The 17,271-nt window shown below is 50.8% G+C and carries 18 protein-coding genes; 9 read left to right on the plus strand and 9 right to left on the minus strand.

All coding sequences use genetic code 11. The features are described 5' to 3' along the window. Positions 1 to 83: 83 nt before the first annotated feature. From BLV87_RS02520 to BLV87_RS02560, 9 genes are all read right to left on the minus strand, one after another. Entirely contained in the window at positions 84 to 851 is a 768-nt protein-coding gene (locus BLV87_RS02520; protein WP_093065061.1) for a type II secretion system protein N, read from the minus strand. Further along, positions 848 to 1,327 (minus strand): type II secretion system protein GspM, encoded by a 480-nt coding sequence (gspM, locus tag BLV87_RS02525; RefSeq protein ID WP_093065063.1) that lies wholly within the window; start codon positions 1,325 to 1,327, stop codon positions 848 to 850. The genes BLV87_RS02520 and gspM overlap by 4 nt, the downstream gene beginning before the upstream one ends. Continuing rightward, positions 1,324 to 2,520 carry a type II secretion system protein GspL gene (gspL, locus tag BLV87_RS02530; RefSeq protein ID WP_093065065.1) on the minus strand — a complete coding sequence of 399 codons (1,197 nt, stop codon included), beginning with the start codon at positions 2,518 to 2,520 and terminating at the stop codon, positions 1,324 to 1,326. Before gspL ends, gspM begins: the two co-directional genes overlap by 4 nt. Then, positions 2,489 to 3,550 (minus strand): type II secretion system minor pseudopilin GspK, encoded by a 1,062-nt coding sequence (gspK, locus tag BLV87_RS02535; RefSeq protein WP_093065067.1) that lies wholly within the window; start codon positions 3,548 to 3,550, stop codon positions 2,489 to 2,491. The genes gspL and gspK overlap by 32 nt, the downstream gene beginning before the upstream one ends. Beyond that, positions 3,522 to 5,471 carry a transglycosylase SLT domain-containing protein gene (locus BLV87_RS02540; RefSeq protein ID WP_093065069.1) on the minus strand — a complete coding sequence of 650 codons (1,950 nt, stop codon included), beginning with the start codon at positions 5,469 to 5,471 and terminating at the stop codon, positions 3,522 to 3,524. Before BLV87_RS02540 ends, gspK begins: the two co-directional genes overlap by 29 nt. A 91-nt stretch (positions 5,472 to 5,562) precedes the next feature. Continuing rightward, entirely contained in the window at positions 5,563 to 6,054 is a 492-nt protein-coding gene (locus BLV87_RS02545; RefSeq protein WP_093065071.1) for a hypothetical protein, read from the minus strand. A gap of 243 nt (positions 6,055 to 6,297) precedes the next feature. Continuing rightward, positions 6,298 to 7,200, minus strand: coding sequence for a ribosome small subunit-dependent GTPase A (gene rsgA / locus BLV87_RS02550; RefSeq protein ID WP_093065073.1), 903 nt, complete (start codon positions 7,198 to 7,200; stop codon positions 6,298 to 6,300). A gap of 41 nt (positions 7,201 to 7,241) precedes the next feature. Then, on the minus strand, positions 7,242 to 7,514 hold the full coding sequence (locus BLV87_RS02555; RefSeq protein WP_093065075.1) for a hypothetical protein: 273 nt from the start codon (positions 7,512 to 7,514) through the stop codon (positions 7,242 to 7,244). Between the two features lie 13 nt (positions 7,515 to 7,527). After that, positions 7,528 to 8,769, minus strand: a complete 1,242-nt coding sequence (locus tag BLV87_RS02560; protein ID WP_093065077.1) for a M48 family metallopeptidase — start codon at positions 8,767 to 8,769, stop codon at positions 7,528 to 7,530. A gap of 48 nt (positions 8,770 to 8,817) precedes the next feature. On the opposite strand from BLV87_RS02560, the gene orn reads away from it, so the two are divergent. The 9 genes from orn (at position 8,818) to BLV87_RS19195 (ending at position 17,217) form a co-directional block, all read left to right on the plus strand. After that, a complete protein-coding gene (gene orn, locus BLV87_RS02565) occupies positions 8,818 to 9,363 on the plus strand; it encodes an oligoribonuclease (protein WP_093065079.1) in 546 nt (181 codons plus the stop codon). 172 nt (positions 9,364 to 9,535) lie between these two features. Further along, complete coding sequence (locus tag BLV87_RS02570) at positions 9,536 to 11,251, plus strand: substrate-binding domain-containing protein (RefSeq protein ID WP_093065081.1); 1,716 nt, start codon at positions 9,536 to 9,538, stop codon at positions 11,249 to 11,251. Then, the gene (locus BLV87_RS02575; RefSeq protein WP_093065083.1) at positions 11,236 to 13,053 is read left to right on the plus strand and encodes a radical SAM protein; all 1,818 of its coding nucleotides are present in this window, start codon (positions 11,236 to 11,238) and stop codon (positions 13,051 to 13,053) included. The genes BLV87_RS02570 and BLV87_RS02575 overlap by 16 nt, the downstream gene beginning before the upstream one ends. A 4-nt stretch (positions 13,054 to 13,057) precedes the next feature. Then, the gene (locus BLV87_RS02580) at positions 13,058 to 13,456 is read left to right on the plus strand and encodes a hypothetical protein (RefSeq protein ID WP_093065085.1); all 399 of its coding nucleotides are present in this window, start codon (positions 13,058 to 13,060) and stop codon (positions 13,454 to 13,456) included. Continuing rightward, positions 13,449 to 14,252 carry a hypothetical protein gene (locus BLV87_RS02585; protein WP_093065087.1) on the plus strand — a complete coding sequence of 268 codons (804 nt, stop codon included), beginning with the start codon at positions 13,449 to 13,451 and terminating at the stop codon, positions 14,250 to 14,252. The genes BLV87_RS02580 and BLV87_RS02585 overlap by 8 nt, the downstream gene beginning before the upstream one ends. 117 nt (positions 14,253 to 14,369) lie before the next feature. Next, positions 14,370 to 15,299 carry an AAA family ATPase gene (locus BLV87_RS02590; protein ID WP_093065089.1) on the plus strand — a complete coding sequence of 310 codons (930 nt, stop codon included), beginning with the start codon at positions 14,370 to 14,372 and terminating at the stop codon, positions 15,297 to 15,299. Further along, complete coding sequence (locus BLV87_RS02595; RefSeq protein WP_245706883.1) at positions 15,196 to 16,173, plus strand: DUF58 domain-containing protein; 978 nt, start codon at positions 15,196 to 15,198, stop codon at positions 16,171 to 16,173. The genes BLV87_RS02590 and BLV87_RS02595 overlap by 104 nt, the downstream gene beginning before the upstream one ends. 95 nt (positions 16,174 to 16,268) lie before the next feature. Then, on the plus strand, positions 16,269 to 16,853 hold the full coding sequence (locus BLV87_RS02600; protein ID WP_093065092.1) for a hypothetical protein: 585 nt from the start codon (positions 16,269 to 16,271) through the stop codon (positions 16,851 to 16,853). Between the two features lie 190 nt (positions 16,854 to 17,043). Continuing rightward, positions 17,044 to 17,217: a hypothetical protein gene (locus tag BLV87_RS19195; protein ID WP_175517799.1), complete on the plus strand. Its 174-nt coding sequence runs from the start codon at positions 17,044 to 17,046 to the stop codon at positions 17,215 to 17,217. Positions 17,218 to 17,271: the final 54 nt, after the last annotated feature.

Below are 17,271 nucleotides of genomic sequence, written 5' to 3' on the forward strand. Positions count from 1 at the left end.
CTTAATATTCAACTGACTATTCTTCGAGTCGATTTGAGGCGGGACTAACACTCCCGCCTTTTTTGTGGTGCTGGTAGTTTACATTAAAAACCGGGCAACTGCCCCTGTTCACGGATCTGGAATGTTCCATCCGGTTGAGGTGGCACAATAAAGCTACTCATGAATTGCTTAGTGCCATCATCAATACCACTACCCGGTTTCAGGTTCAATGCCGTTTGGTACTGCCCAGTAGCTTGCAAGGTAATCGTACCATCCAATATAAACGCGGCATCGGGTGCAGAAGCAAGACTGATTTGTTGCGCCCCATCATCACTACTGCTGACATTCGCGGTGTAATTGCCGTAACGCTGCGGGAGCATTTGCACGCCTGCTTCACGCCATTCGCCATGCCCACTGAGTTTGGGAAGCGACTGCTGATCCCACTCCACAGCACTAAGATTGGCTTGAAAAGTGCCACTTAACGGCGGAATCATCAAACTTTGCAGGTAAGGTGATACCGCTTGCGCCGGTAAATTATTGAGATTCAACGGGCTACAGTGCAGTACACCTGCGAGGTTAATGCTGCAAATACCATCAATATCCCCACCCTGTGGCAAACTAGCCCGTAAGTCCGCCGCGAGTTGACCTTTCAATAAGGCACTGGTTTGCAAATCCCATTGCACATTATTGAGTTGCAAACCTTGAGCGCTCAAGCTGGCAGCACCACCTTGCCACAGTGTACCGTTGATACCTTGCAGTTGCACGGGCAGGTCAGCAGGCAGTTGAGCTAATACCAGTTTAGCAGGCAATTGTGTCAAGGACGTGAGCAGGAAACTGACAGTACCTGCGAGAATGAGGGTGCGTGTTTTCATCGTTCCAGCGTAATTTGTGCGTCAACCGTGCCGGGTTTGCCCGCCGGTTTGAGGGTCATACTGGTGGTATTGGCAGCGTGTTGGGTTTCCATTGCCGCAAGAAATTGCGCCAAGGTATCGAAGGGTTTAGCCTCTAGTTTCAGTGTCACCGTGTTTTTATTTTTTTCTTCGGAGCTAGTCCCTGTGCCATCCAATTGGAACTGCTTGAGAGCCGCAATGACGCTGGTATGCAAACTACCGCTTGCGGCGACTGCTGCATTGGGCGCTGCCCCTCGGAGTGCGAGGATTTCAGCACGTTGGCGTTGCATCTCTGCGTGTGCTGCCTGCGCGTCGACCAAATCTTGCTGTAATAATTGGTGATGGGTGTTCAGGGGTTTCCAAACAAATAACCAGAGCATGGTCAAACCAATCAGGATAGCGCCGCCAGACATCAGGCGGCGTTCGCTGGCTGCGAGATTTTGCCACCAAGCCTTCATGACTGACCTCCCAGCGTTAGCGTTGCTTTGACACTATCAGCGGTACGGGACGATTGCATTTCCACCGCATCACCCAATGATTTTTCCAGTGTATCCCGCAAGGTTTCAAGCGCTTGCTGGTTTTTGGCTTGCAAGTTGACTGTCAGCATACCGGTTTGCGCACGAATATCTTCCACGCTTAAATCACCTGCGGCTTGCATGGCGACGGCGACCGCTGCTAACTGGGGTAAGGGGCTGGTAGTAGTTGCCGTAGCGCTGCCGTTGCCTTTAATTCGTACTAATTCCGAGGCAAGGCGGCTTTTAAGGCCACGCGGGTCAACATCACTAACATCAGGGAAGAGTTCCGCGAATAGTTGCAGGTTCTGCGCATCTACCGCCTCAAGCTGTTGCTGTAAACGGTAACTGCCCACCCCATACATGCCCATGGCAACTACGGCTGACCCTGCCGCTAACCCTGCGGCTAAACGCCACCGCAGCCAATGCTGACGGAATTGAGCACGGGTTTCATCCTGCAAACCGTTCAATAAGTTAAGCTTGAGCGCTGCTTGCAGACTGGTGGGGAACAGTTGTTCGGCTTGGGTTTCAGGGATAATGGTGAAACGTTGATCCGCCGCCCATACATCCGTTTGATCGCTGTACAAGCGTAGCCGTACAGGTTCGGTTTGCCCAGAAGTCAAACTGTCCAATAACAGGGGCAAAGCGGCTGGGGTGCTGGCATAGCCTGACAACTCCCCTGTTCTTACCCAAATGTATGCGCCTTGTTGCCATAAAGTCAGGGTATCTTCCCCCCAGGGCAACGCAAACAGGTCTGGCAAGACCGTTTGGGGGCGTAACTGGTGTGCCTGTAACGCCTTCACCCATTCACGCAGGCGGTCACGACGTATGATCGCCACATCCACTTGCGTCGATGCGGGGCGTGTTTGCCAAACGATATGTTGCTGTTCCAACTCATCGGCAATACTGTCTTCCAAGGCAAACGGAATGGCTTGCTGCAACTGGCGCTGATTACGGGTGTTGACACTCGTCTGCGTCAACAATACATCACGGCTAGGGATCAGCAATACAATATCCTGCCCCCGTGCCAATGGCATAAGTTTTTCCCAAGAACCGTGTTGCCAGTCAGCAGGCTTGTTATTAAGCACTGCCCAAGCAGGTTCAGGATCATTCGGTGTTTGTAGGCGTATTACTAGCATCGTTAGTCGTTATTGGTTGTTCGTTAACCCGGTCGAATTGACGCATTATGACACGAACACTCCCCTTCGCGTCACGCAATAACAGACTGTTGACAAAAACCCGCGCCCGATTGATTTGCACCTCACCTGTGAGGCGAAAATATTGCGTGGTTACGTCAAAACTGTTCATCAATGCATCGTCTTTACCGGGTTCAAACGCCATGTCGCGGAGAAATTCTTCCTTGCTGCGATAGGCTTGCTTGAGTTTGCGCTTATCGAGAATCAGCGCAATTTGGCTGTCACTGAGGCGTAATGCCTTCAACACCCACTTACTAGCCGTATTGGGGTTAATGGTGGTTTTCTCGAATGGCAACGCCGTCACCGTCGTGAGGAAATGGTTGAGGGCTTTGTTTTTTGCTTCCGGGTCTTGCATCTCCAAACGTAACAAACGCACCTCACTCACATCCACAAACGGCATATCCGCCGCCAAGTAGGGAATAGCCCCCGCCAGATAATAATCGCGCTCTGCACCATCAATCCCTTGCGGTTGGGTATTGCTATCCAGCCAATCGGCAATCGCATCCGCGAAACCGGCGGGCAACCCCGCATCCGTCACAAACGGCTTTAACTGGTTGAGGGCTGCACCATCCAGTTTGCCGCGTTGCTCAGCATCTTGGCTCAACAGATTGTTGAGGTTGAAACGCCCTTGCAAATCCTCCAGATTGCCCGTGAACTTGACGATAGCCCCGCTTTCTTCCGTCAAGGTTTGGGTCGGGAGGCGGTAAGCCCAACGATCCGTCAATGCATCGAATTTATTGGTTTTAGCATCCAGTTGCAGTTGTAAGCCTGCGTATTGCTCCATCATCAGCACATATTGCCAGGCCCGTTCCAACGATTGGAAATTATCGGTTTGGCGCACCGCCCGACTCTGGCGGGCAAAAATAGCGGCTGCCAACGTCACGACCAATACCGCGATCACTAACACTGAAAGGATAGCGATACCGCGTTGCTGGCGTGGCCTGTTACGGGCTGGGTGATGATTTGGGTGCATTGGGTGCTATCGGTTGTAAACGTTCAGACAAACGGCGGCCTTTGCCGGGATTCAGTTTTTCATCGTAAATGGTGGTATACCCCATCACCGCCTGCACGTATTCGCGGGTTTCGGTGAAAGGAATGCTTTCGATCCACTGATCCGCATTGATCAACTTATCCGGTGCCCACTGGGGGGGACGCCCAGGCCCTGCATTATAGGCTGCCGTTGCCTGCGCGTAGTTACCGGAAAATGTACCCAACATGTCACGCAGATAGGCACTGCCTAACTGAATGTTAGTCGGTGGATGCAAAATGTCATCCCTACCCTTGAGCCTAAGACCTAACTTGTTACCGACGGCGTTGGCAGTGGGTGGAATCAATTGCATCAAACCAAGCGCTTTAGCACTGGATTCCACCGTCGCATCAAACGCACTTTCACGGCGGATGACCCCCATGACCCAAGCAGGTTGGATACCTTGATGGCGTGCTTGTTCCATCACCAGATCAGTATGCACCACCGGGAAGCGCAGGTGTGTTTCATCCCATTCTTTAGCACGTGCTACCGTCCAGATAGCAAGATTCGGGTCATTGGCACGGGTGGCGAGATCGGCTAACGCTAAAATACCCTCTTTATCCATTTGTTTAAGCGCACGAAACCATTCCTTGCGCCCTTGTTCACGGTTGCCCAACGCGAACCACTCGAAAGCGCGTTGGATGGCTGCAACTTTTTGCAAACCAGCGACCCGTTGGCTGCGATCCACCGGTGGAATTTTCAAACCGGGGTACGCCTGCCCTAAACGATCAGCCGCCAGAAAGCCGTAAAACGTGGCTTGCGGGGCAATCTTGGCGTAGAGCGATGTCGCTTGGGCTTTTTTACCGGTCTGCTCTAAGGCGCGGGCTTGCCAATAGTCCCAACTGGCAGCATCACGCTCATGCTCAAACGTGAGGTGTTGGGTAGCATCCAACAATTTTTCCCAATCCCCCTGACGGGCGGCGAGGCGAGCCATCCACAGATTGGCCTCCTGAGTGCGTTGTGCGGCGGGGATGGCGGCAAGGCGCTGAAGTGCAGCAGGGTCATGGCGCAAGGCTTGCTGCATCCCCAAAGCACTTTCCACCTTGGCGATGTCTTCTGGGGTAAATTGGCTGGTTTGCCGAGCCGTCTGCCAGAGGTTTTCAGCTTGCTGGGGTTCTTTTTTAGCAAGGCGCTCAAGGCCAGCGGCAATCGCATCACGCATATAAGACGTATCCGCTTGCTGAAGCGCTAGGGGTAGTGCCTCGGCTGGACTTTGGCGGATTCGAATCCACCTATCGACAGCGCGTTGCGCTTCTAGGGGTAAATCAGCCGCCAGTTGTGTGGCTAAGGTCGTTTGATTTTTGTCTAGCGCCGCCCGAATACGTTCCCAGTAATCCTTAGTGCTGAGCGTAACGTGACGCCGCAGTAAATCCGTGACCGGGATGCAAGCATCAGAAAGTGATTTGCTGATCCCCATCCAAGTTTGTTTGCCGGTTTCCAGCGCTGCGGTTTTTTGCCCCACGGCAGCCAGTGCCTGAGTGCGATAGCATTGGGTATCGGTATCGTCCAGCGTTGCCGGAATGGTTGCCAACAACTTTTGCCATTCCTGTTTGTCGGCTAGACGTTTGGCTAGTTGTATATGTAACGCATCAGCCATCAGGGAATCTGGGTAACGCTGGGTAAATGCCAGTATTGGCGCATCAGGAAGCATGTCGAAACGCTGCTTGAGGTCAGCATATTCCAACCATGGATAAAGTGGGTAGTGCTGCATCTCCGCAGGCAAGGTGGCAAACTTGTCCAGTTTTCCGGCTTGTAGCTCGCTGTAAGTTTGCTGAAACAGTTCGCGCTGCGTTGCCGATGGCTCCGCGAGAACGGATGGAATGTAGGCGAACGCGCAACAAGCAAATGTCAGAAAAAGTCGGCTCATGAATAAGGTTTTGCTACCAATAACGCGCCAAGGGTCTCATAAATGCCCTAATAGATTCAAATGAATGCTGAGCTGCCCGGTGGAATAAACGTTATGCCGCTTGATCGAATGCTTCTTCTGCCAACAATAAATTGCTTTTAAAGAGTAAATAACCGTAGTGTTTGACTTCCTCTGCTTTGGTGACTGCCGTAAAACACACACCAGCGTAGATTTGATGCCCTTCTGCGCTCGGCTGGTGGTCAATCATAATGATGTCGCGAGTCATCGGCTTTTCATAGGCAATGTCACCAAAATCGATACCGTGAGTCGGTGCAAATTTAACGGTTTGGCTACTATTTTTCTGGTGATGATGCGGGTCGGCGGAAAGAAACGCGATATTAACATGGCGGAGGATTAGTTCAGGCCAAGGATTGGAAATTTCAATGCTAAGACGTTCATCAAATCTGCCATTTAAGCGACGGCGCTGCATCCGTACTTTAGGCCAATAGCGGGAGCTGGCAGGGCGGGGGGATGCCTCACAGGGCGTACATTCGTGACTGTCAGCGTAACTGCTATCAGACACATGCAGTTGATGGATATTCATGGTGTTACCTCATTTCAAGCTAAGGGTGATTTTCAGTAATTATTTATTATTCAGGCTCTTGACTTTACTAAAAAGTTCCGAACGATGAAGTGATAGTGGTCACTTTTCTGACGAAGGATTTTGAAAATCAACCGGTTTGGTTTATCGCCTTATTTTTGATTTATATGCAGTTATTATAGTTCCGAGTAAACCGGATGCGGGATGAATCACGATAAGCGAGCAGATAGGTGGTATGTACGGCATTTAGACCGTACTCAATAAACTCAAATAGCGTGCAAAACGCTTTGGCGGTAGTTGCCCAGCATTGACAGCCGCTTTTATCGCACAACCCGGTTCATGGTTGTGCGTGCAATTGTTGAAACGGCATCCTCCCAAAAACGGGCGAAACTCCGGGAAACCGCTTTCCAAAGTGGCAAAATCCAACCCGGTCAACCCAAAATCCCGCACACCGGGAGAGTCGATCAACGCACCACCCGCTGGCAAGCGATACAGTGTGGCAGAGGTGGTGGTGTGCCGCCCTTCCCCAGTATCAGAAATCGTACCCACACGAATATCTGTATCTGGCAATAACTGTGCGGCGATAGACGATTTACCCACACCCGATTGCCCTACCACAATTGCGGTGCGCCTTTGAATAGCACTGAGGATATCCCCTATTCCTTGCTGCTGATCCGCAGCAACGTGCAGGATGGGGCAACCAATGCGCACGTATTCTGCTAAGCAGGCTTCCGCTTCAGCCGTCGCATGAGTCTGGCGTAAATCCATTTTATTCATCACCAGCAAAACATCCGCGTGCAGGCGATTGGCGGCAATCAGGTAACGGTCAAGGGTCTCCCACACTGGAGCAGGTTGCCAACTAGCCACCACAATCAAGAGATCAATATTGGCGGCAATGGGACGTAGTTTACCGCGAAAGTCCGGGCGTTCCAGCACATTGCGGCGGGGAAGCATAGCGGTAACAGCAGCATTGCCTTGGGCTTGGCGTTCCCATTGCACATGGTCGCTACAGGCGAGATGGTCGAGTTTACGGCGAGCCGTGCAACGTAGCCGCTCGCCCGCCTCGGTTTCAATCAAAAAGTCAGCACCAAAGCGGGTAATCACTTGCCCGATGCCTGAAGAAGCTGCGTGAGAAATGTTTTCCGTCATATCATTCTATTGTGACGGAAAACGCCTACGTTGCCCACGTATTACTGAAATTTGTGATACGTTTGGTTTAGATAACTCACCACATCCTTGATTTCGTCATCATACCAGTTGATATTCCGGCTAATGTCGCATTGGCGCACTTCTTTTTCTAAGCTCGCTATATCAGTGATATTCGGGTTGGGGGCAGTCAATTGCTCCGTATCACACGGGGAATGAGTAAACAACTTTTGCCCATTCACTGGATCAGGCTCGGCTAGGGCTGTCTGCATAAGCAGCAAGCCACCACAGAAAATCAACAGAGCTTTCGCTTTCATGTCATTACTCTTGTCACGTTTGTTGTTGTAAATGCGCAATCCGTATCGCTGCGGGCGGATGCGAGTCATAAAATGCCGAATACCACGGATCAGGTGTCAGGGTGCTGGCATTCTCTTTATAAAGACCCACTAATGCAGCAATCAGTTCCGTGCTACTGGACTGTTGTGCAGCAAACTCATCCGCTTCAAATTCATGTTTACGCGACCACCATGCCATGACAGGGCCGATAAAAAACGTGAATGCTGGGCTAACCAATACGAACAACACTAACGCCATGTAGGTAGACGGCTGGCTAACGCCGAGCGCAGTATAAAACCACTCTTGGTTCATTAACCATGCCAAGACGATGAAACCGGTTAATGTCATGATCATCGACAAGGCCATGCCCTTAACGATGTGTTTGCGTTTGAAATGCCCCAATTCGTGAGCCAGTACCGCCTCCACTTGTGCAGGCGTTAAGTGTTTCAGCAAGGTATCGAAAAACACAATGCGTTTATTTTTGCCGAAACCAGTAAAATAAGCATTGCCATGTGCAGAACGGCGCGAACCATCCATCACGAATACACCTTTGCTATTGAAGCCAGTACGTGCCAACAGCGCATTCAGGCGTTCGGCGACTTCACCTTCTTCCAACGGGCTGAATTTATTGAACAAGGGCGCAATGAATTTGGGGTATGCCCAAGTCATTAGTAGTGAAAATGCGGTCAGCGCTGCCCACGCATACAACCACCACAAGCTGCCCGCCGATTCCATCAACCACAGAATCAACATTATCACCGGAATGCCGATAATCAACGCCAGTGCTGCGCCTTTAAACAGGTCAGTAACAAAAGTGACGGGAGTCATCTTATTGAAACCGAAGCGTTCTTCCAGTACGAAAGTGCGGTAGAGTGACAGCGGCATATCCAATACGCTGCCAATCAATATCAGGCTAAGCATGACCGCCGTGCCCGTGTACAGCTCGTTCCAGCCAATACTACGCCATTGCGCATCCAACCATTCCAGCCCACCGCCGAGTGTCCAGGCCAGCAAAATGACCAAACCAATCAGCAGGTCGATGCGCCCTAAACCGCCTTTGGCGAGGGTGTAATCGGCGGCTTTTTGGTGCTCTTCCAGCGAGATTTTACCCGCAAACGGGGTGGGGACAGCCGCGCGGTGAGCGCTGACATGCTGTTTCTGCCGCAACGACAAGTACAGTTGTACCAAGGTCGACGCCAACAAAAACGCAAGGAAAATGTAGGTAAAGGTTTGCATAATCTCTGTTATATTCCAAATTCCCTAAAGTAAGTGCAGTGTACCCGAATGAGCATGAATCAGGAAAATTTGATCTGGATTGATCTGGAAATGACAGGTTTAGATACCGTCAACGATGTGATTATCGAAATTGCCACCGTCGTCACCGATAAAGACCTAACTATCTTGGCGGAAGGCCCAGTGATTGCCATCCACCAAACTACTGAAACGCTGGCAAAAATGGATGAGTGGAATCAGAAACAACACGGCGGTTCGGGGCTGATTCAGCGCGTGTTGGCGAGTGAATGGACGGAAGCGCAAGCGGAGCAAGCCACCCTCGATTTCCTGAAACAGTTTGTACCAGCGGGCGCGTCGCCGATGTGTGGCAATAGTATTTGTCAGGATCGGCGTTTTCTGGCGCGGCAAATGCCGGAATTGGAGAAGTTTTTCCATTACCGCAATCTGGATGTGAGTACCTTGAAAGAGTTGGCGAATCGCTGGAAACCGGGACTGGCGGCAGGTTTTAAGAAGGAATCACAGCATCTGGCACTGGCGGATGTGCGGGATTCGATTGATGAGCTGGCGTATTATCGGGCGCATTTTATTCAGCAGTAGCGGATAACATCCCCTTAAAATCATGTGGAGCCAATCACCCCCCGTTACGCGATTTTAGCGTATAGCAAGACAGGCAGTTACCCACAACATGCTTGTTTTTGTCATGTTGTTGTAATCTGTAATTTCTATCATGATGATAGTTAAAAAATAATAGCGCTTTACGGGAGAACACATGGCAAGGCAATACGGTTATTGCAGCAATTATGATGATTGCTCATTTGCTGACAGGCGCAAGATCCAGGATGCTGATGACGCACATTTTATTTGCACTGAATGCGGGCAACCCCTAAGTCCGGCTGGTACGGTAGCCAACAATACCCCCCAACGTGGAAGGACAGCGCCGCCCGTTAGCTCGGTCACACAAAACATTGGGCTGCCACTGGTGCTGTTGGTGGTATGCCTGCTCTTGCTAGGGGGAGTGCTGGTGGTGTGGTGGTTTGGCTTTCCAGCACCTGCTGCCAACTTACCCGTACCCGCCAACAATTCCGTGCTTACCACCATTCTGGGGCGTTCGCTTCAGGATAAGGCCGCGTTGTTGCGCCTGCATGGTTCTAACACGATTGGCGCTACCCTTGCTCCAGCATTGGCAGAGGCATTTCTGAAACAAAAGGGTTATACCGATGTGCAGCAGGTGCGGGATGGTGAGCTGGACATCCGGGTGCAAGGCAAAGCACCAAGTTCCGGGGAACAGGACAGCATTGAGATTAAAGCCTATGGCACAGGAACAGCTTTTATGGAAACTCCGCAACACGCTGGTGTGGGTTTGCTGGGCGGATTTGCGGATATTGGTTTGGCATCGGGTGCGGCAAAAGCCGATACCGTGAGTGCCTTCCAGACGCAGGGGCTGGGCGACCTGACTTCGCGGGCGCAGGAGCATGTTGTGGCGTTGGACGGTGTGGCGGTGATTGTTCATGCCAATAACCCGGTTGGCGCGTTGCCGCTGACGACCATTGGGCAAATTTTCCGGGGCGAAATCAATGATTGGTCAGCCGTACCGGGGGCGAATATGTCCGGGGCAATCCAGCGTTATGCGCGTGATAACCAGTCTGGCACACATGACACCTTTGCCCAATTAGTGCTTTCTGGGCAAATGCTGGATTGCGCTAACCCCATAAACCTGAAATGTTTTGAAGACAGCAATGCCTTGTCAGCACATGTTGCCAGCGATCCGGGTGGTATTGGTTTTGTTGGGCTGAATTACATCGGCAACAGTAAAGCCTTGCCGCTGCGCATGGGGGATGGCGGGCGAGCGTTGTCGCCCAACCGCTTTACCGTTAAAACGGAAGATTACCCACTAACCCGACGTTTGTTCTTTTACCAAACTCGCCAACCTAGCCCGTTAGCCAGTGAGTTTGTGCGGTTTGCATTAAGTGATGCCGGACAACAAGTGGTGACGGATGTCGGTTTGGTTGGGGTAGGCTTGCAGGATCAGGCGGATAAAGCACCGCCAGTGGTCAAACAGGTGGAAGAGAGCAAACAAGTATTGCTGGAAGATGATGCGGTGCCGCCAGCCTATAAAACAGCGATCCAAAGTGCTGACCGTACTGATACGCCACTCAATTTCCGCTTCCGTTCGGGGTCTGCCGAGTTGGATAACCGTGCTCACCGCGATGTTGGACGTTTGGCAGAAAAAATGTCACGCCCTGAGTTTGCCGGAGCCAAACTGGTGTTGATCGGCTTTGCTGACCCGCAAGGCAGCCCGGAACGCAATCTGACGCTCTCTCAACAGCGTGCCAGCCAAATCCAGCAACAACTGGAGGCAGAAGGTTTGTCGGTAGCATTAGCGACCGGGTTTGGGGAAGAACCAGCTCTGTTGCTGGATTCACGTGAAGATGAGCCGGAGAGTCTGGCGAAAAACCGGAGGGTGGAAGTATGGTTGCGCCGTTAATCCCAATCAGAGCGGAAGGCATTAAAAAACCGATCCATTTGCTCTATGTACCGACCATTTTTTGCAATATGGGCTGCCAATATTGCTATTTGGGGGAGCTTACCGAGGAACGCCCTGATGACAGGCTGGCAGTGACAACCTTGCAAACGACCTTGGCCAAGTTGCTGGAGGCAGGTTACTTGCCCTTTAATTTGTCTTTCCACGGTGGTGAAGTCACGACGCTGCCCACTAAAACCTTGCGTGCCTTGTTCGACATTGCCCAGCAACATTATGCGGATTACGGCAGTACCATTCAGGGCATGGGCTTCAAGCTGAATCCCATCCATGTTAAAACCAATCTACTGAATTTTGCCAAGCATTATGCGTTAATGCAGGACTATCAGGTTTCCATTAGCGCTAGTATTGATTTGCCGCTAAAGTTGCACGAGAAATACCGGGTGGATAAGAAGGGGGCAAGTACCCTAGGACGAATCGAACAGAACCTGCGTTTATTGGCGCAATACCCGCACCGTAAAAAGCTCTCTTGTGTTGTAACCCGTGAGCATTTGCAGCATCTGGATGATTTTATTCGTGACATCCATTACCTGCACACCGACATTGGGCTGGACATGAACCGTTTCAATATTATGTTCAGTTTCGATTCCCTGAAAAATGGTGAGAAATTTACTGACCGAGAAGATGGTTTGACCATGTTGACTCAAGAGGAGCAAGTTAGGTTTTATCACGCGCTGAATAAGGCGTTTAAAGGCACGGCATTAGAGCCGGGCTTGCGTCAGGAATGGTTTAGCGAATTTACCCCCGATTATTGCTGTTCGGCGGTCAATTGCGGCAATAAGTTTTTTCTGCTCCAGTACGACGGTTCGGTATATTCTTGTCCGCGTGGGCAGTCGTCACCGGCTTATTACTACGGCAATGTTTTTAAGGATGAGGTGGAAACCATTATCCAAAACGGCTGGCAGGTGATTGAGCGCAATGAAAATAGCATGACAATGGATGCCGGTTGCCTGCAATGTGAATACCTGACGTATTGCAATGTGGGTTGCACGTTTGTGCGTAGTGAAACGGGATTGCGTAAAAGCTATACCTGCCAGTTACAGAAAGCCATTTACCGCGACAACCCGGAACGTTATGTGCCGATGTCTGCCGAGCATCTAGCCTACCATGCTAAACATTTGCAATTGCGCAACAATACTCACAGCATTCAGCACTACTATCCGCATAAAGAGCATTATATTACCCCGGAATTATCTGCCCCGGAAAACAGTTTGCGGCATATTGTCCAGCGCGATCCGGTATTAACCGAGTTGTTTGGCAACCGACTGTTTTATCTGGAATGTAACGGGATACGTTATGCTTTGGAGTCGCCTATCCTACGCAATACGCGCGAGATTGAATATTGCGATGCCAATAGCCAAGTGGTGTTGGGGGTGCATAAGGAGACGTTTGGAATTGCCTGTGATGAGCCGGTCAATAATCACGTCATCCTGATGTTATTGCGCAATACCCCGGTGACGTATGGGGATGAGGGGCGTAGCAAACAGGAACATATCGTTGATTACGCGCTGTATAGCCAGTCATTGATGGCGGTATCGGTGCTGGAGGACGATTATTACCGCTTTGATCTCCACCATTTTCTCAAGAGTCATGCCGGTTTTTACCGTCCGCAGGTACGCAATAATTTGTTTGTCACCACGAAAACCTTGCGTGAATACCATTATAACAAGCATCGCAAGAATGCGTTTTACCATGTGCAGGCAATCAATCTGCCATTTTCTAATTTCGAGTTTTACTGGAAGGAGTAATGTTATGGGATTGCAACACACCAATTTAATTAAAAGGACTGCCTTGTTTCTGGAAGAAATACTGTTAAGGAGCGACCATGCGGCAGTGCAGGCTAAAGTGGTAGGTTTTTTGGGGGATGGCAATGTAAAGAGCCATGTCCTTTACAAGAATTCGTCGTTGTATTTTATTCACCAAGCGCATTTGCTAGATGATATGTCGGTACGTTGTGATTTCCGCGACAGGGATTACGTGCGTTTTGATGGTCAGCGTATTACTAGGATTGATCCAGACTATTATTTGGGGGCAGCAGGGGCGACGACAGCCAGCGGCGCAAGCTTCAGTTTTAGTCTGTCATTCGGTGAGTCCAGTACGAATAACAACAACAATAATAATAACAACAACAATGGCAATAATAATGGGTAAAGCATTTACTGCCTGTGTGGTGGCTTTAGTTTTAACGTTCTATCTGCGCAATTTGGATTCAGTCGTTACCGGTATGATTGCGCTTGCGTTATTCATCTACGTGCTGTTTATCGTCACTATCGAAATTAATCGGTATCAAAAGGACAAACTTGCCATCGACTATTTGCGGAATGTGCCTTGGCTCGATGAAAGCAAAGGAGATTGTTATGTCAAAGCGACGGGCAAACTCATCAACCCTGATACCCTGACAACACCGCAATCCGGTAAGCGCTGCAATTTCTTCGCCTTTACCGTACAGGGAGAGTGGGAACACAAGCGAAAAAAGCCCCAAAAAGGCATGGAGACGCTGCGAAAAACCCTACATACCGTTACCTCGGATCAGGATATGGAGATTCAGTGCAGTAACTTCACCGTTTCGTGTAACGTTGCTGCTTTCCTCAAGCAGGGTGTGAGCCTGTTGAAGAAAGATCAGAAAACGCAGCGATCTTCCCCCGTCCCGTTACCGCCGGGTAAATCTCACCCTTATCGTCGATTTATTATCACAGAAAAACATTGTAATCATGCGGATGAAGTGACAGTTTTCGGACGACTGGTTAATAACCAAGGTCGGTGGCGTTTGGCAGCGCCCCACCGTGAACAGCAGCCAGCCATTTTTGCCATTGGTAAACCGAAAACAGTTTATAACTTTTTCCAACATAAAGTTGACGACCGCTACCGGCTTTTTTTGTGGAAAGCGGCAGGGATTGTCACGTTCAGTGTGGCATTGCTGGGGTGGAATGTCATGCTGCAACTGTAGTGGAAGCAACAACGGCATCAACTGGCAAAAGCAGCCCGTCGCCTCCCCATAGGCAAGCCATAGCCCTTCCTGTAAAGTCCTCCCCAAACCCCAATCAATAACAATAACGGACACCCCATGACAACCGCAGCCCCCCAACTGATTCAGGCTACGCTTGCGCAATTGAACAAGGTCATCCACGGCAAGGAGCAGCAAATACAACTCGCCCTCACCTGCTTGCTGGCAAACGGTCATTTGCTATTGGAAGACTTACCCGGTATGGGTAAAACCACCCTCGCCCACGCACTAGCGCAGGTGTGCGGCCTAGAATACAAGCGGGTGCAATTCACCAGTGACTTGCTGCCAGCCGATTTGATTGGTGCAACGATTTTCGAGACGCAGGCAGGCAGATTCCGGTTTCACCCCGGCCCGGTCTTCAGCCAAGTCTTCCTTGCCGACGAACTGAACCGCGCTACCCCCAAAGCACAAAGCGCCTTGCTGGAAGCCATGGAAGAGCGCCAAGTGAGCGTCGATGGCACCACCCATACCTTGCCCTCCCCATTTTTCGTGATTGCCACCCAAAACCCGCAAAGCCAGTCGGGAACCTTCCCGCTGCCAGAATCGCAGCTTGACCGTTTCCTGATTCGTCTCTCTTTAGGCTACCCTGAACCTGCGGCAGAACGTGAGTTATTGAAAGGACGTAACGGGCGGGTGTTACTCGCCAGTATGCAGCAAGTGTTACACGAATCCCGCCTGAAAGCCCTGCAATCACTCGTCCCGCAAGTGAAAATGACCGACACCCTGCTGGATTATGTGCAACGCCTGATTGCCTACACCCGCCAGACCGACGTGTGCCATTTAGGGTTGTCACCGCGTGGTTCGCTGGCATTGGTTAAAGCAGCGCAAGCTTGGGCATTACTACAAGGGCGCGGGCATGTATTGCCAGAAGACGTGCAAGCGGTGTTTGCTGCCGTGGTCGGGCATCGCCTTGTCGGGCGGCAAGAAGCGCAAGGCGAATCCTTGGCGCGGCACATCCTCAGCAAAGTGGATGTTGTCGGGCGTGGATAAGATTTTCATTCTCCCCAGCAAAACCGCACTGGGGTTGTTAGCAGTCGTGGCCTTGCTATTCTTGTTGGGGATCAATTTCCAAAACTCACTGGTGTACATCATCAGCTTTTGGCTACTGGCCTTGCTGTTGCTGAATATCTTTTACACTTGGCGTAATTTAGCTGGGCTGTCCGTTACCGTTATTGGCATTGAGCCGTGTTTTGCAGGGGAAAATGCGGTGTTGGAAGTCTCCCTCAGCCGCCCCGTAAAGCAAGCCAAATACGCGCTGGAATTGGACTGGGAAGGCGAAAGCCAGGTACAGGTAAATCTGATTACCACCCAAGTCCAACGGGTAAAACTCTCACATAGCACTCAAGGGCGCGGGTATTTCAAACCGCCACGCCTGCGTATTACCAGCCGTTACCCCACCGGTCTGGCGGTAACATGGTCGTATGTGTCTCTGGATGCACAAGGTTTGGTCTACCCCGCACCAATAGAGAAGGCTTTCCAAACGAACGGCACTGCCCCTAATGCAGCAATAGACACGGGGTTGGAAATCATGGGTGGCACGAACGATTTCGGTGGGGTGCGTGATTACCAGTATGGCGATGCCCCTAAACGCATCCATTGGGCTAAATTCGCCCAAACCGGCAAGCTTTACACCAAGACATTTGTGGATTATGCCAGCCATGACCTATGGCTGGACTGGGATAGTTTGCCGATGCCGGGGGTGGAAGTACGTTTGTCACACTTGTGCCGCAAAGTGCTGGAATGCCATCAGGAACAGCGCCAATACGGTTTGAAGCTGCCCGGTAAAGTGTTTGCCCCCGGTAAAGGCGAGGCGCACAAGGCACAGTGCTTGCAGGCATTGGCACTATTTGGAATGTCTGGCTGATTTTGCATGAAAGCTGGCTGATTTGTGCTATCGGCTGATGATGTAAAATCAGAAGATTTGACTCAGGAATGAGGCCACTTTACGAGAGGGAACTTATGAAATATCTAATCACCATTCCGGCTATTTTTCTTATCGCCATGCAGGTTCTGTCCTGCTCAGCCAATAACGGTGAAAAAAATGCCAATCAGCAAGCACCCAAGGAGGAACCAACCATGAACAACGGAAGCGCACACACAGAACTCAGCATATCTGCCAATTCCTTCAGGGGAATTACCGTCGGTGACAATATTTCAGCGTATGCGAAGAGCGATTATGTCCAGCAGGACACCTTGAAAACCGGCGAAGGGGATTTCACCGTCTACACCATCAAGGACTTCAACAATAATCCGGCAGGCTATTTTATGCCTGATCCCAATAATGAAAGCCGGGTGGGTGACATCACCGTACAAACCCAGATGGCGCAAACGGCGGAAGGCATCCACGTTGGCAGCACTTTAGGGGAGTTAAGGATGCGCTTCCCTGACATTGAGGTTCACGGCTCTGAAATCGAGGGCAGGACGTATGCCCGCCATGACACCCTGTCCTATCGTCTGGACGTAGCATTGTTTAGCTATGACATTGATAAGTCAAAAATTCCGGCGGATACCAAGATCACCGAGATCATTATTAATCGGCAGTAAACAAGGAACGTGTATGAAACAACTTCCCAAAGAGGGCGTATGCAATACGCCCCTACAGCGGATGGTCTTCGTAGGGGCGTATTGCATACGCCTATACGCATCAACTTTAACCCGCGAAAGCGGTCTCCCTCTCTGGTAGGCTATTAGTTTTGCACACCGAATAGATCGACTTCGACAAGGAGACCGCGCATTGATACTGACAAAAGTAGCCACCGCATTGCAAGCCATCTTGTATGAAAAAGCGGACGCGTTAGCAAAAAAAGCGGCTTCATTCAACGCCAGCGCAAACTCAGCGGCTCGAACTTCATCCGCAGCTTGGTGTTTGGCTGGATGGGCAATCCTGCCAGCACATTGGATGGATTAAGTCGGACAGCCGCCTTCCAACAGCTCCCCATTAGTCCACAGGGACTGGACAAAC

The organism is Thiothrix caldifontis (assembly GCF_900107695.1).
GTDB lineage: Bacteria > Pseudomonadota > Gammaproteobacteria > Thiotrichales > Thiotrichaceae > Thiothrix > Thiothrix caldifontis.